Origin of the sequence: Erwinia sp. PsM31, from assembly GCF_030433775.1 — a bacterium.
GTDB classification, from domain to species: Bacteria; Pseudomonadota; Gammaproteobacteria; order Enterobacterales; family Enterobacteriaceae; genus Erwinia; species Erwinia aeris.
This window is the reverse complement of record NZ_JARUWZ010000020.1, coordinates 30,178-44,742: the sequence shown is the minus strand read 5'-3', so window position 1 is coordinate 44,742 and position 14,565 is coordinate 30,178. Positions and strand designations below refer to the sequence as shown.

Below are 14,565 nucleotides of genomic sequence, written 5' to 3'. Positions count from 1 at the left end.
ATTGGCTATTTACCGGCCGTCACGCTTAGCCTTTCAGTTCAACCTTCAGGTTTTTCGTGCTGCTGCCCAGGGTGCTCGCATCATCGGAAGGGATAACATAGCCCTTGTCGGCGGCCACATGCTGCCGGTAATAATCCACTACCGCCGCGTCCTGCTGGTTTGAAGTCGTGGATTTTTTCAGGCCATAAACGTTGCCGTCCGCGTCTTTCGCTTTAATGCTGTCGGGCGCGTTTGAAACCAGATCGTCCAGCGTCCCGGAAACCCTGCCGTCGCCCTTCGCGGGGCCAATGGTCATGGCCGCGTTATTGCCTTCGATATAGCTGACGTCGTAATAAGTCTGTCCGCTGCCGCCGTCAAATTTCACCTCGCCCAGCGTCGCGTTGGCGCCGTCGCCTGCGGTGCTGCGGAAATTGCCCGACCAGTTGGCATCAAAGTTCTGCGTTTTGGTTTCGCCCGGTTGCAAGGTGAGATCGTCAGGCCTGGCGCTGCCGTCGGCGTTGGGCGTAAAGGCGATGGTCATGGGCTTGTCGCCTTTGTTTTCAAACGTCAGGCTGTTTTTGGCAGGATCGAGCGCTGTATTGCTGTTTACCGCCTGGCTGCTGCTGGTGGATGAGGCGGCCGTAACGTCAGCGTTTGCGGCCGTTGTGGTCTGCGACGGCGCGGCGGTTCCGTTGGCTAAGGGCGTGGTCGAAGGGCCATTAGCGACCGCTGGCGAGGCGGCGTTGATGCGTTCGGGCGAAGCGTGTGCCTTATTCACCTGCTGCGCCAGCGAATCGATAGCGGACAGCGCCGTCTGTAACAGTTTGCCAATCTGCTGCATAAACTGATTAAACGAAGAGCTGCCCGCGTCATCCTGCCCATTTTTACTCAGCTCCGGCAGATTACTGGTCGCGGGCGAGCCAAAGCTGATGCTGCCCGTGCGCGCGGCCTGCGCGCCGGACTGCTGCTGAGGCGGCTGGAACGCGCTCGACGCCTCGCTGCTGGCATTCAGCAGTACGCGATTCAGTAAACTGCTGATGGGCATGTTCATAGGATTACCTCAGAAAAGAGTGATGAGGTTAGGTGGGATAAAAAGTTGCCGGGTTCCCCCGCACAATGTGATTTGGTTAAAAAGCCGCTATCTGTCATACTTTGCGCCCTTATTTTTACAGTCAATTGAGAGCGTGATGCAGTACCCGATTAATGAAATGTTCCAGACGTTGCAGGGCGAAGGGTTTTATACCGGCGTTCCGGCAATTTTTATCCGCCTGCAGGGATGCCCGGTGGGCTGCAGCTGGTGTGATACCAAACACACCTGGGATAAGCTGGCCGATCGGGAAACCTCGCTGGGCGATATCTTGCTGAAGACGGTGGAAACCGATGCATGGGGCGCGGCGGACGCGGAGGCGTTACTGGCGGTAATTGCGCAGCGCGGCTGGACGGCCCGGCACGTGGTGATTACCGGCGGCGAGCCCTGCATTCACGATCTGACGCCGCTGACCGAAGCGCTGGAGCAGCAGGGCTTCAGCTGCCAGATTGAAACCAGCGGCACGCATCGGGTGCAGTGCAGCGAAAAAACCTGGGTTACCGTTTCGCCTAAGGTCAATATGCGCGGCGGCTATGATGTGCTGAACCAGGCGCTGGTTCGCGCTGATGAAGTGAAGCATCCGGTGGCCCGTCAGCGCGACGTAGAGGCGCTGGACGCCCTGTTGGCGACGCTGAGCGACAGCAAGCCGCGTATCATTGCCCTACAGCCGATCAGCCAGAAAGACGACGCGACCAAACTTTGCATTGAAACCTGCATCGCGCGCAACTGGCGCCTGTCGATGCAGACACACAAATACCTGAATATCGCCTGATAAAAAAAGGCGGCACCGAGGCCGCCTTTTTAGTTAATCCCTGTCATTGTTATCCATAGGCTTCGGCGACCTCTGCCGCCAGAGCATCAGCCTTTGTAAACGCAGCCCGCCGTGCAGGTCTCTTTGATCATCACGGCGCTGAGCAGAGGCAGCGTCGGCTTCATCCGATCCCAGATCCATTTTGCCAGCACTTCGCTGGTCGGGTTTTCCAGCCCTGGGATCTCGTTCAGATAATAGTGATCCAGCCTGTCGTAAAGCGGCCTGAAGGCCGCCTTCAGTTCGGCAAAATCCATGACCCAGCCGGTATGCGCGTCCACTTCGCCGGTGATTTCGAGCCGCACCAGGAAAGAGTGCCCGTGCAGGCGGCCGCATTTATGGCCTTCCGGCACGTTGGGCAGGTGGTGAGCCGCCTCGAATTGGAAATCTTTAAACAGCGTGGTAGCCATATGACAGTCTCGGTTATTTCTCAAAAAAACGGGCGAAGTCTACCTGAAAAAGCCTTTTTTCGCACCCGTTTCCCGGCCAATCCGCACATCCTGGCCCGTAGCAAAAGCGCCTTCTGACTAAGTTCATAATAAACAATAAGTTAATTAACCGGTTTCGCCGCTATCGCTTACTTGTAAAACCGTTTAGTCATTTTGGTTATTTTATATTACCAACCCTTCTTTAAGGGTTATTATGCCAGTCGTTACCCTAACGTTATCTTGCTGTCTTTACGGCCCTGACCACCGATACTGGAACTTTCAACGCAATGACGACTCAGGCACCTCCTGCTTCTCTGCTTCCGCTTAACCCGGAACAGCTTTCCCGCCTTCAGGCGGCAACCGGCGATTTCTCTACCACGCAGCTGGCCTGGCTCTCCGGCTACTTCTGGGGCATGGTCAATCAGGCGCCGGGCGCGGTAACCGCCAGCGCGCCAGCGCCGGTCGATGCGCCAACCATTACGCTGCTTTCCGCCTCGCAGACCGGCAACGCCCGTCGCGTCGCCGAGCAGCTGCGCGACGATCTGCTGGCGGCTAAGCTGAACGTGAACCTGGTCAACGCGGGCGACTACAAGTTCAAGCAGATCGCACAGGAGAAGCTGCTGGTCGTTGTTACCTCCACGCAGGGCGAGGGCGAGCCGCCGGAAGAAGCCGTGGCGCTGCATAAGTTTCTGATGTCAAAGAAAGCGCCGAAGCTGGCCGACACCGCTTTCGCAGTCTTTGGTCTGGGCGATACCTCTTATGAGTTCTTCAGCCAGGCCGGCAAAGATTTCGATAACAAGCTGGGCGAGCTGGGCGGCGAACGCCTGCTGGATCGCGTGGATGCCGATGTCGAATACGCGGCCGAAGCGGAACAGTGGCGGAAAAAGATTGTAGAGATCCTGAAAGCGCGCGTGCCGAGCGAATCGCCGGCCGCAGCGGCAGTCACCGCTACCGGCACGGTTAACGAAGTGCTTAGCAGCCCTTACACCAAAGAAGAGCCGCTGACCGCCAGCCTGGCCGTGAATCAGAAGATCACCGGCCGTAACTCCGACAAAGACGTGCGCCATATCGAAATCGACCTGGGCGATTCCGGGCTGCGCTATCAGCCGGGCGACGCGCTGGGCGTCTGGTATGAAAACGATCCCGCGCTGGTGCAGGAGCTGGTCGGGCTACTGTGGCTGAAAGGCAGTGAGCCCGTAGAGGTCAACGGCGCTACGCTGCCGCTCAGCGAAGCGCTGCAAAAGCATTTCGAGCTGACGGTCAACACCACGCAAATCGTCGAGCAGTACGGCAAGCTTAGCCGCGATGAAAATCTGCTGGCCCTGGTCGGCGATAAGAGCCGTTTGCAGCACTATGCGCAGACGACGCCGATCGTGGATATGGTGCGTCAGGCGCCAATCGAGCTGCGCGCCGAACAGCTGACGGCGCTGCTGCGTCCGCTGACGCCGCGTCTTTATTCTATCGCCTCTTCGCAGGCGGAGAGCGAAAGCGAAGTGCACATTACCGTCGGTGCGGTGCGCTATGACATCGATGGCCGCGCGCGCGCGGGCGGCGCTTCGAGCTTCCTGGCGGATCGGCTGGAAGAAGACGGCGAAGTCCGCGTCTTTATTGAACATAACGATAACTTCCGCCTGCCGGCCAATCCCGAAACGCCGGTCATTATGATTGGGCCGGGCACCGGCATCGCGCCGTTCCGCGCCTTTATGCAGCAGCGCGATAACGACGGCGCAGAAGGCAAAAACTGGCTCTTCTTCGGCAATCCGCACTTTACCGAAGACTTCCTGTACCAGGTCGAATGGCAGCGCTACGTGAAAGACGGCCTGCTGACCAATATCGATCTGGCGTGGTCGCGCGATCAGCAGCAAAAAGTTTACGTGCAGGACAAAATTCGCGCCAAAGGGGCGGAAGTGTGGCGCTGGATCCAGCAAGGCGCGCATATTTACGTGTGCGGCGACGCCAACCGTATGGCGAAGGATGTGGAGCAGGCCCTGCTGGAAGTGGTGGCGGAGCATGGCGGTATGGATACGGAAAGCGCCGACGAATTCTTAAGCGAGCTGCGTATCGAGCGCCGCTATCAGCGCGACGTCTACTAGCCGGCCCCGCCGGATATCCGGCGGCACTAACGAATATTAAAGAGAAAGCCTTATGAGCAATGAAAAACATCCTGGCCCGTTGGTGGTTGAAGGCAAGCTGACCGACGCCGAGCGCCTGAAAAAAGAGAGCAACTATCTGCGCGGCACCATCGCGGAAGATTTAGATAACGGCCTGACCGGCGGTTTCACCGGCGACAACTTTCTGCTGATCCGCTTCCACGGCATGTACCAGCAGGACGACCGCGATATTCGCGCCGAGCGCGCCGAGCAGAAGCTGGAGCCGCGTCACGCGATGATGCTGCGCTGCCGTCTGCCGGGCGGCATCATTACGCCGACGCAGTGGCTGGCTATCGATAAGTTCGCGGCGGACAACACGATTTACGGCAGCATTCGTCTGACCAACCGCCAGACCTTCCAGTTTCACGGCATCCTGAAGGGCAACGTCAAGCCTGCTCACCAGATGCTGAGCGAAGTCGGCCTGGACGCGCTGGCAACGGCGAACGACGTGAACCGTAACGTGCTGTGCACCTCGAACCCGATAGAATCCGAGCTGCATCAGGAAGCCTACGAGTGGGCGAAAAAACTCTCCGAGCATCTGCTGCCGCAGACCCGCGCCTATGCGGAAATCTGGCTGGATCAGGAAAAGGTCGCCACCACGGATAAAGAGCCGATCCTGGGCGAAACCTATCTGCCGCGTAAGTTTAAAACCACCGTAGTGGTGCCGCCGCATAACGATGTGGATCTGCACGCTAACGATCTGAACTTTATTGCTATTGCCGAGAACGGCAGGCTGGTCGGCTTTAACCTGCTGGTGGGCGGCGGATTGTCTATCGATCACGGCAACAAAGCGACTTACGCGCGCACCGCCAGCGAGTTTGGCTATCTGCCGGTCGAAAAAATCCTCGACGTCGCGGAAGCGGTCGTCACCACGCAGCGCGACTGGGGCAACCGTACCGATCGTAAAAACGCCAAAACCAAGTACACGCTGGAGCGCGTGGGCGTGGAAACCTTTAAGCAGGAAGTGGAGCGCCGCGCCGGCCTGACCTTCGAGCCGATCCGCCCTTATGAATTCACCACGCGCGGCGACCGTTTCGGCTGGGTGAAAGGGATTGATAACAACTGGCATCTGACGCTGTTTATTGAAAATGGCCGCCTGCTGGACTATCCGGGCCGTCCGCTGAAAACCGGCCTGGCCGAAATTGCGAAGGTGCACAAAGGCGACTTCCGCCTGACCGCCAATCAGAACCTGATTGTGGCGGGCGTGCCGGAAGCGCACAAGCCGGCGATCGAAGCGCTGGCCCGCGAGCACGGCCTGATGGAAAACGTCACCGCGCAGCGCGAAAACTCGATGGCCTGCGTGGCGTTCCCGACCTGTCCGCTGGCGATGGCGGAAGCCGAACGTTTTCTGCCGTCGTTCGTGACCCGCGTGGAAGAGCTGATGACGGCGCACGGCGTGGGCGATGAGCATATCGTCCTGCGCGTGACCGGCTGTCCTAACGGCTGCGGCCGCGCGCTGCTGGCCGAGGTCGGCCTGGTCGGCAAAGCGCCGGGGCGCTATAACCTGCATCTGGGCGGCAACCGCATCGGCACGCGCATCCCGCGTATGTACCGTGAAAACATTACCGAAGATGAAATTTTAACTACCCTCGATCATCTGTTGGGTCGCTGGTCAAAAGAACGCGAAGCGGACGAAGGCTTTGGCGATTTCACTATCCGCGCTGGCGTGGTGGAACCTGTTCTCGATCCGGCTCGCGATTTTTGGGCATAACGGAGGCGCGAAATGGCTGTACTCGATCTCTCGGCACTGAATGCACTACCCAAAGTCGAACGCGTAATGGCGCTGGCGGAAATCAACACCAGGCTGGAAAAGCTGTCGGCACAGGATCGCGTTATTTGGGCGCTCGAAAATCTGCCCGGCGAGGCGGTGCTTTCTTCCAGCTTTGGCATCCAGGCGGCGGTGAGTCTGCATCTGGTGACCCAGGCGAAGCCGGATATTCCGGTGATCCTGACCGATACCGGCTATCTGTTCCCGGAAACCTATCAGTTTATTGACGAGCTGACCGATAAGCTCGGTCTGAACCTGAAGGTATTCCGCGCCGAACAGAGCGCGGCGTGGCAGGAAGCGCGCTACGGCAAGCTGTGGGAGCAGGGCGTGGAAGGTATCGAACGCTACAACGAGATCAACAAAGTTGAGCCGATGAACCGCGCGCTGGAAACGCTGCATGCGCAGACGTGGTTTGCCGGTCTGCGTCGCGATCAGTCCAGCAGCCGCGCCCATCTGCCGGTGCTGGCTATTCAGCGCGGCGTGTTCAAGGTGCTGCCGATTATCGACTGGGACAATCGCCAGGTTTATCAGTATCTGAAGGAGCACGGCCTGGGCTATCATCCGCTGTGGGATCAGGGCTATCTGTCGGTTGGCGATACGCACACCACGCGGAAGTGGGAGCCGGGCATGGCGGAAGAAGAAACGCGCTTCTTCGGCCTGAAACGCGAGTGCGGCCTGCACGAATAACGTTAAAGGGCGGAGGTTATCTTCCGCCCTCATTACAAACAAATTATTAAAACCCGCCAATCCTTGTCTTTATTACACATCCATACCCAGCGATAGTTTTCTTTGGCGCCGCTGAAGCAGATATCCAGCAGTTTTCTATAGGTTTGGTACTGCAAGAGCTTACGTAGGTTTATCACTGCTGCGGCTATACTGTCTGACGCACGCTGAACCAGATAAGGTAGTTCGCCGCATAACATGACTTTTTGCTCAGAGGGGAGCAAGGATCCTTGAGGTAAGATTATTTCCCGGCTCTGATGCCCGGAAGTATGGCGTATGCCTTTTGCTATAAGCCAGGATCCGTACTCGCTTATCGTTATTTTCCCAGGCAAAATGAATGCAAGGCCCGCTGGTCATGCCTAACGGGTTGGGCTGTAGATCTTTTACTTTTGTATGACCACTATCGGTAGGAATATAAACAGAACGACCCTGTGCCGCATCCCAATTTCCGCTATGGTAATGCCATACGTCATAAAGCGCATAGATGTCGGCGCCTGCGTAACGCATTCCGTTGGTCTTACACCATGAAGGTTTGTTTCTGCCTTCTTGATCCAGCTCTTCAGCCAACTGTTGGATAAGATAATCAAACGATGCACGGCTGTTATCATCCATTTGAGGCAAATCCGTTAAAAATATATCGTTGGCTGCTTCACCTGGTATACCTAAAATTTGCTTGCGGTCGCCGTGTTCAAACTGTGGCGCTAATACGATTTCAATTTTCGATGTTGGGGTTATTGCTACCCTTGTTGCAACCATTTTTCTGACTTTCCCTTTCAGAATTTTTTATTATTCTTGCTGGCCACAAGAGCGGCATGAACAGCAATTGAAGCTTTTTTATTGCGAGTGTGAACACGAACGGACTGGTTAAATCCTTTACTGGCGGAATCTGGATCCAGAATGTCTGAATACTCAACGCTCGCATCAATGGCATGATGGCCAGAAGCTACGCTCTGGTTGACCTTCGAGGCGGGCAGTAAAAATTTGGGCTGGGCACGCTCTTCAACCATACGTTCCAGCTCTCTGTGATAGGCCTCTGCCTGTTTCAGCAAGACAGGATCGGACGCATAACGTTTCTCTTCAGCATTTTCTTCAGCCTGAATTTTAAGATATAGCTTGCGCTGCTCCGGCGTTAGCTGTTTCGTTTCAGGTGGATGATATTTCATAGATCCCTCCTTAATTGGCGATTTAATCACCACGATGAGGGTATCGTAGGCTAATTTATTTATGCTAACAATACCTCGCTAAGCAAAGCCTCCATCAGGGATGACGAAAGCTTTATTATGCGAGTCAGCCCTGATTTATTCCCGAAAACCTACAGTCCCACCAGCGCAGAAAAGTCCGCCGAACCGCGCGTGACGTTCACTTTAGTGACCTCGTAATCCGCCACCTTCTGAAAAGCATCCTCTGCCAGAATACGATCCAGCCGAGCGCGATCGATATCCTTTATCAGGATCACGCCGCCAGTACGGGGATCTTTACGTCCGGCGGCAATAAAGGTGCCGTCGGCAAAGTAAGTATCCAGCCAGGCGATATGCGCATCCAGCGCCGCTTCCACTTCCGGCATCGGGCGGTTATAGGTCAGACTGACAATGTACATAGGCTTCCTTAAGCTTCAGGTTGAGGATTGGCTAACTCGCGGATCAGCGGCAGCAGGATTTTCACGCTGTCGCGCGTGCGGTGCGTGATGCGGCCAGGCAGCCAGCGATCGATCCAGGCAAGGTTATCGCAGCTGGCCTGCTGCTGACAGCTTCCCTGCGGAAAATGCGCGTTACTGGTATGCACCCGATGGCCTTTTTTATCCCAGTTGGCGGCGCGAACGCTCAGCAACGGAATGCCTGCCTTATCAAACGTCTCTACCGCCGGTTCATTTTTCACCGCTTTGCCCAGCGTGGCGGCAGGAATATGCGCCGAGCGCGCCAGCGCCAGCGCCCGATCGCGCGTCTGCCGCGCCACCGGTTCAGGCGTGTTGGTGCCGCTGTTGAACCAGAGCCGGTTGCCCACGAGCAGATCGTTTAGTTTTATCACTAGCAGCGTGTTCTTTTTCTCTTCCGGCTTCATGCGGGCGAGATAATCCTCTTCGCCATGCAGCGCCGAGGCGCTTAGCGCCACAAAGCGCAGGCTGTAGTGCAGCGGCATCGACTGTAAACGCTCCGCCAGCTCCAGCATCACCGCCACCCCGGAAGCGTTATCGTCCGCGCCCTGTAAAGTCAGGCCGCCGCGATTTTTTTGCCGATCGCTGTCGCTTAGCGGCAGCCAGGTATCGGCCTGCGCCAGAATAACTATCTGCTGCGGCACCTCGCCTGCGCGGGCGGCGATAACCGATGTCGCGATAACGCTGCGATCGCTAACGCGGCCATCCTGTGATTTATAGTGATAGTGCGCCGTAAAATCTCTTTTATTGCTCTCATAGCCCCACTGCTGAAACTGCTGTTGCAGATAGTCGGCGTTTAACATCTCGGCAGGACTGCCAGCCATACGCCCTGGAAAGTAAGTCGCGATATGGCGCAGCTGCTGTTCGGCAAGCTGACCTTCATTGGTCGCGGCGTGAAGCGGGGAAAGCACGCCCAGCGCCAGCAGGGCGCTCAGGCAAAGTCGGGAAAACATGTCACGTCCTTAATCGTCATCCTGTAACGAAACAGCGAAAATATTTTGCTGTCCCAGTATGAAAGTGTGACGGGCTCCGCACAATTACAATCCTTCTGAAAGCCCCTGAAATCGCTCCGCTAAGCACATTTTGTGCGTAGCTTTACCGTAACGTTATTCCATTCGGTAACTACTCATTCCAATTAGTAATTTCATAAGCCTCCGCCGCCGCCCTATAGTCGCGTTAACTTTTTGTTATTTAGCAAGGCTGACGTGGATTATCTTCCCCTTTTTGCAGACATCCGAAACAAACCGGTGCTGGTGGTTGGCGGCGGCGACGTAGCCGCGCGCAAAATCGAACTGCTGCGTCGCGCAGGCGCGCGGGTGCAGATTGCCGCACGCGAACTGTGTGAAGAGCTGACGGCGCTGCAGGAGAGCGGTGAAGTCGAGTGGATTGCTCGCGACTATCAGAGCGCCCAGCTCGACCTGGTCTATTTCGTGATTGCCGCCACCGACGACGGCGAACTGAACAGCCGCGTCTTTGACGATGCCAGCGAGCGCAGGCTGCTGGCTAACGTGGTCGATGACCAGCCTAAATGCTCTTTTATTTTCCCTTCTATTGTCGACCGGTCGCCGCTGGTCGTGGCTATTTCCTCCAGCGGCACGGCGCCCGTACTGGCGCGCCTGCTGCGTGAAAAGCTTGAGTCTCTGTTGCCCGCCCATCTGGGGCAGATGGCCGCGCTGGCCGGCAGCTGGCGCGACAGAGTTAAGCAGCGGCTGAGCAAAATGTCAGAGCGCCGCCGCTTCTGGGAAAAGGCGTTTAACGGTCTTTTCGCCAGCCAGGTCGCTTCCGGCAATCTGACGGGCGCGGAACAGACGCTGGCTCGCCAGCTGGACGATCCGGAGGCGAGCCAGGGCGAAATTATCCTGGTCGGCGCGGGGCCTGGCGATGCCGGCCTGCTGACGCTGCGCGGGCTGCAGGTGATGCAGCAGGCGGACGTGGTGCTGTACGACCATCTGGTCAGCGACGAGGTGCTGGATTTAGTCCGACGCGACGCCGACCGCATCTGCGTGGGCAAGCGCGCCAGCGCGCACAGCGTGCCGCAGGAAGAGACTAACCGGATGCTGGTCGAGCTGGCGAAGAAGGGCAAGCGGGTTGTGCGCCTGAAGGGCGGCGATCCCTTTATTTTTGGTCGCGGCGGCGAAGAGCTTCAGGCGGCGGTTGAGGCGGGCATTCCTTTTCAGGTGGTGCCGGGCGTGACCGCAGCGGCAGGCGCGACGGCCTATGCCGGCATTCCGCTGACGCATCGCGACCATGCGCAAAGCGTGCTGTTTATCACCGGCCATTGCCGGGCCGACGGCGAAGAGATGGACTGGCCATCGCTTGCTCGCGCGCGGCAGACGCTGGCTATTTATATGGGCACGGTAAAAGCCGCCGAAATCTCGGCGCAGCTTATTGCCCATGGCCGCGACGCGCAAACGCCGGTAGCGGTGATCGGGCGCGGCACGCGTCAGGATCAGCAGGTGCTGACCGGCACGCTACAGGAATTAGAACAACTGGCACAACGTGCGCCAACGCCCGCCCTGTTAGTGATAGGGGAAGTGGTCAACCTGCATCAGCAGCTGGCGTGGTTTCAACATTCAGCGCAGCGGGCGTCCGCCGTTGTGAATTTGGCTTGAGGAAAAGTTATGGATCAAAAACGACTCACCCACCTGCGTCAACTGGAAGCGGAAAGTATCCATATCATCCGTGAAGTGGCGGCAGAGTTCGGCAATCCGGTCATGATGTACTCTATCGGCAAAGACTCTTCGGTGATGCTGCACCTGGCGCGTAAAGCGTTCTATCCGGGCACGCTGCCTTTCCCGCTGCTGCACGTGGATACCGGCTGGAAATTTCGTGAAATGTACGAATTCCGCGACCGTACGGTAAAAGAGATTGGCGCCGAGCTGCTGGTGCATAAAAACCCGGAAGGCGTGGCGATGGGCATCAATCCCTTCGTGCACGGCAGCGCCAAGCACACCGACATTATGAAAACCGAAGGGCTGAAGCAGGCGCTGAACAAATACGGCTTTGATGCCGCGTTCGGCGGCGCGCGTCGCGACGAGGAAAAATCCCGCGCGAAAGAGCGTATCTACTCCTTCCGTGACCGTTTCCACCGCTGGGATCCGAAAAACCAGCGTCCTGAGCTGTGGCACAACTACAACGGCCAGATCAATAAAGGCGAAAGCATTCGCGTTTTCCCGCTCTCTAACTGGACCGAGCTGGATATCTGGCAATATATCTTCCTGGAAAATATCGACATTGTTCCACTGTATCTGGCCGCTAAGCGTCCGGTACTGGAACGCGACGGCATGTTGATGATGATTGACGACGACCGTATCGATTTACAGCCTGGCGAGAAGATTGAGGAGCGGATGGTGCGTTTCCGTACGCTGGGCTGCTGGCCGCTAACCGGCGCGGTGGAATCTGAAGCGCAGACGCTGCCTTCGATCATCGAAGAGATGCTGGTTTCAACCACCAGCGAACGTCAGGGGCGCGTGATCGACCGCGATCAGTCCGGCTCGATGGAGCTGAAGAAACGCCAGGGTTATTTCTAAGGAGCCGAGATGAACAACGTCATTGCACAACAAATTGCCGACCAGGGCGGCGTGGAAGCCTGGCTGCACGCTCAGCAGCACAAAAGCCTGCTGCGTTTTCTGACCTGCGGCAGCGTCGACGACGGCAAAAGCACGCTGATTGGCCGCCTGCTGCACGACACGCGCCAGATTTATGAAGATCAGCTCTCTTCGCTGCACAACGACAGCAAGCGTCACGGCACCCAGGGCGAGAAACTGGATCTGGCGCTGCTGGTGGACGGCCTGCAGGCCGAGCGGGAACAGGGCATCACCATCGACGTGGCCTATCGCTATTTCTCCACTGAAAAGCGCAAATTTATTATTGCCGACACGCCGGGGCACGAGCAGTACACCCGCAATATGGCGACAGGCGCATCAACCTGCGACCTGGCCATTCTGCTGATCGACGCCCGTAAAGGCGTGCTGGATCAGACGCGTCGTCACAGCTTTATCTCCACGCTGCTGGGCATCAAGCACCTGGTGGTGGCTATTAATAAGATGGATCTGGTCGAGTACAGCGAAGAGAAGTTCGAGCAAATCAAACAGGACTATCTGGATTTTGCCGAACAGCTGCCGAACGATCTGGATATCCGCTTTGTGCCGCTGTCGGCGCTGGAAGGGGAAAACGTCGCTTCCGTGAGCGAGGCGATGGGCTGGTACACCGGCCCGACGCTGCTGGACGTGTTGGAAACCGTCGAGGTCAAGCGCGTGGTGGAACAGCAGCCGATGCGCTTCCCGGTGCAGTACGTCAACCGACCTAACCTGGATTTCCGCGGCTATGCGGGCACCCTGGCGTCGGGAACGGTACAGGTCGGCCAGCGCGTGAAGGTGCTGCCATCCGGCGTGGAATCGTCCATCGCCCGCATCGTGACCTTTGACGGCGATTTGCAGGAAGCGCAGGCTGGCGAAGCGATTACGCTGGTGCTGAAGGACGAAATCGATATCAGCCGCGGCGATCTGCTGGTAGATGCCAGTACAGAGCTGAAGCCCGTGCAGGCCGCCAGCGTGGACGTGGTATGGATGGCGGAACAGCCGCTGGCGCCGGGTCAGAGCTTCGATATTAAAATCGCCGGCAAGAAAACCCGCGCGCGCGTCGAAAAAATTCAGTATCAGGTGGAAATCAACAGCCTGGCCCAGCGTCAGGTGGAAAACCTGCCGCTGAACGGCATCGGCCTGGTGGATCTGACCTTTGACGAGCCGATGGTGCTGGATAAATACCAGCAGAATCCGGTTACCGGCGGCATGATCTTTATTGACCGTCTGAGCAACGTTACCGTCGGCGCAGGCATGATCCGCGAACCGAACGAGGAAGCGGCGCAGGCGACCGGTGATTTCAGCGCTTTTGAACTGGAATTTAACGCGCTGGTGCGTCGCCACTTCCCGCACTGGGGCGCTCGCGATATTTCAGGCGGTCAATAATGGCCGCTCACGATGAAAACGTCGTCTGGCATGCGCACGCGGTAACGCGTGCGGAGCGCGAGCAGCTGCACGGTCATCAGGGCGCGGTGCTGTGGTTTACGGGGCTTTCCGGCTCCGGTAAATCCACCGTGGCGGGCGCGCTGGAGCAGGCGCTGCATCAGCTTGGCGTCAGCACCTATCTGCTGGATGGCGACAACGTGCGTCACGGCCTCTGCCGCGATCTGGGCTTCAGCGACGCCGATCGTAAAGAGAATATCCGGCGCGTCGGCGAAGTCGCAAAGCTGATGGTCGATGCGGGCCTGATCGTTCTGAGCGCCTTTATCTCTCCGCATCGGGAAGAGCGGCAGATGGTGCGCGACATGGTTGGGGAAGGGCGCTTTATTGAAGTCTTTGTCGACACGCCGCTGGCTATCTGCGAAGCGCGCGATCCCAAAGGCCTGTATAAAAAAGCGCGGGCCGGCGAGCTGCGTAATTTCACCGGCATTGACGCCGTTTATGAAGCGCCGGAACGTCCGGAAATCCGCCTGGATGGCGAACAATTGGTAACAAATTTACGGGTTCAAGTGTTAGATCTGCTGCGTGACCGCGATATTATCAAAGCCTGAGATAGCCGCGGCAAAACGCCTCAGAGCGGGCCGTATTACGCGTCAACAGGATACTTATGCATAACGTTACGCCCATGCTGGCCCGCAAAGATGACGGTCAGGAAGAGTCTTCCTGGTCGTTTCCCGGTGGAGTGGCAGGCTTTGCCTGCTACTGGTTCGCGCTCGCGATCCCTTTTATGCTTTACGGCTCTAACACGCTGTTCTTCTTCCTCTATACCTGGCCCTTCTTTCTCGCGCTGCTGCCCGTTTCCGTTCTGGTCGGTATTATCGCCAGCGTGCTGCTGCGCGGCCATCTGATTTGGACGCTCCTGCTCACCGTCGTGGTGGTTATAGGCCTTTTCTGGCTGCTGTTTACGCTGCTGAGCGGTTGGTAATCGCCCTCATTGTGGTAAGGTTTGC

Annotated in this window: 15 protein-coding genes; 9 read left to right on the top strand and 6 right to left on the bottom strand. The window is 57.5% G+C overall.

Translation table 11 applies throughout. From position 1 onward, the window contains the following. Window positions 1-25: 25 nt before the first annotated feature. Window positions 26-1,030 (bottom strand): hypothetical protein, encoded by a 1,005-nt coding sequence (locus tag QCD69_RS15315; protein WP_301252637.1) that lies wholly within the window; start codon window positions 1,028-1,030, stop codon window positions 26-28. Between the two features lie 136 nt (window positions 1,031-1,166). Here QCD69_RS15315 and queE point away from each other — a divergent pair, with 136 nt between their 5' ends. Next, entirely contained in the window at window positions 1,167-1,838 is a 672-nt protein-coding gene (gene queE / locus QCD69_RS15310; RefSeq protein ID WP_253458861.1) for a 7-carboxy-7-deazaguanine synthase QueE, read from the top strand. 86 nt (window positions 1,839-1,924) lie between these two features. Here the strand turns inward: queE and queD are convergent, their stop codons facing one another. Continuing rightward, entirely contained in the window at window positions 1,925-2,284 is a 360-nt protein-coding gene (gene queD / locus QCD69_RS15305; RefSeq protein WP_125287429.1) for a 6-carboxytetrahydropterin synthase QueD, read from the bottom strand. A 305-nt stretch (window positions 2,285-2,589) separates the two neighbouring features. Between queD and cysJ the strand changes: the two genes are divergently transcribed. The 3 genes from cysJ to cysH are packed head-to-tail and all read left to right on the top strand — an operon-like array spanning window position 2,590 to window position 6,907. After that, window positions 2,590-4,395, top strand: a complete 1,806-nt coding sequence (gene cysJ, locus QCD69_RS15300; protein ID WP_301252636.1) for an NADPH-dependent assimilatory sulfite reductase flavoprotein subunit — start codon at window positions 2,590-2,592, stop codon at window positions 4,393-4,395. A 52-nt stretch (window positions 4,396-4,447) separates the two neighbouring features. After that, window positions 4,448-6,163, top strand: a complete 1,716-nt coding sequence (gene cysI / locus QCD69_RS15295; RefSeq protein ID WP_253458867.1) for an assimilatory sulfite reductase (NADPH) hemoprotein subunit — start codon at window positions 4,448-4,450, stop codon at window positions 6,161-6,163. Between the two features lie 12 nt (window positions 6,164-6,175). Continuing rightward, window positions 6,176-6,907, top strand: a complete 732-nt coding sequence (cysH, locus tag QCD69_RS15290) for a phosphoadenosine phosphosulfate reductase (protein WP_253458870.1) — start codon at window positions 6,176-6,178, stop codon at window positions 6,905-6,907. 246 nt (window positions 6,908-7,153) lie between these two features. On the opposite strand, the gene QCD69_RS15285 is transcribed toward cysH, so the two are convergent. From QCD69_RS15285 to QCD69_RS15270, 4 genes are all read right to left on the bottom strand, one after another. Next, the gene (locus QCD69_RS15285) at window positions 7,154-7,699 is read right to left on the bottom strand and encodes a hypothetical protein (protein WP_301252634.1); all 546 of its coding nucleotides are present in this window, start codon (window positions 7,697-7,699) and stop codon (window positions 7,154-7,156) included. A gap of 17 nt (window positions 7,700-7,716) precedes the next feature. Further along, window positions 7,717-8,106, bottom strand: a complete 390-nt coding sequence (locus QCD69_RS15280) for a hypothetical protein (protein ID WP_301252633.1) — start codon at window positions 8,104-8,106, stop codon at window positions 7,717-7,719. 149 nt (window positions 8,107-8,255) lie between these two features. Then, a complete protein-coding gene (locus QCD69_RS15275; protein ID WP_125287434.1) occupies window positions 8,256-8,540 on the bottom strand; it encodes a YciI family protein in 285 nt (94 codons plus the stop codon). 8 nt (window positions 8,541-8,548) lie between these two features. Then, window positions 8,549-9,547, bottom strand: coding sequence for an aminopeptidase (locus tag QCD69_RS15270; protein ID WP_301252632.1), 999 nt, complete (start codon window positions 9,545-9,547; stop codon window positions 8,549-8,551). A 252-nt stretch (window positions 9,548-9,799) separates the two neighbouring features. On the opposite strand from QCD69_RS15270, the gene cysG reads away from it, so the two are divergent. From cysG to QCD69_RS15245, 5 genes are read left to right on the top strand one after another with little or no spacing between them, the layout of a single operon-like run. After that, window positions 9,800-11,206 carry a siroheme synthase CysG gene (gene cysG / locus QCD69_RS15265; RefSeq protein ID WP_253458876.1) on the top strand — a complete coding sequence of 469 codons (1,407 nt, stop codon included), beginning with the start codon at window positions 9,800-9,802 and terminating at the stop codon, window positions 11,204-11,206. 9 nt (window positions 11,207-11,215) lie between these two features. Beyond that, window positions 11,216-12,124, top strand: coding sequence for a sulfate adenylyltransferase subunit CysD (gene cysD / locus QCD69_RS15260; protein ID WP_253458879.1), 909 nt, complete (start codon window positions 11,216-11,218; stop codon window positions 12,122-12,124). Window positions 12,125-12,133: 9 nt separating this feature from the next. After that, the gene (gene cysN / locus QCD69_RS15255) at window positions 12,134-13,561 is read left to right on the top strand and encodes a sulfate adenylyltransferase subunit CysN (protein WP_301252630.1); all 1,428 of its coding nucleotides are present in this window, start codon (window positions 12,134-12,136) and stop codon (window positions 13,559-13,561) included. After that, on the top strand, window positions 13,561-14,166 hold the full coding sequence (cysC, locus tag QCD69_RS15250; RefSeq protein ID WP_301252628.1) for an adenylyl-sulfate kinase: 606 nt from the start codon (window positions 13,561-13,563) through the stop codon (window positions 14,164-14,166). The genes cysN and cysC overlap by 1 nt, the downstream gene beginning before the upstream one ends. Window positions 14,167-14,222: 56 nt before the next feature. After that, on the top strand, window positions 14,223-14,540 hold the full coding sequence (locus QCD69_RS15245; protein WP_253458885.1) for a DUF3561 family protein: 318 nt from the start codon (window positions 14,223-14,225) through the stop codon (window positions 14,538-14,540). Window positions 14,541-14,565 lie beyond the last annotated feature (25 nt).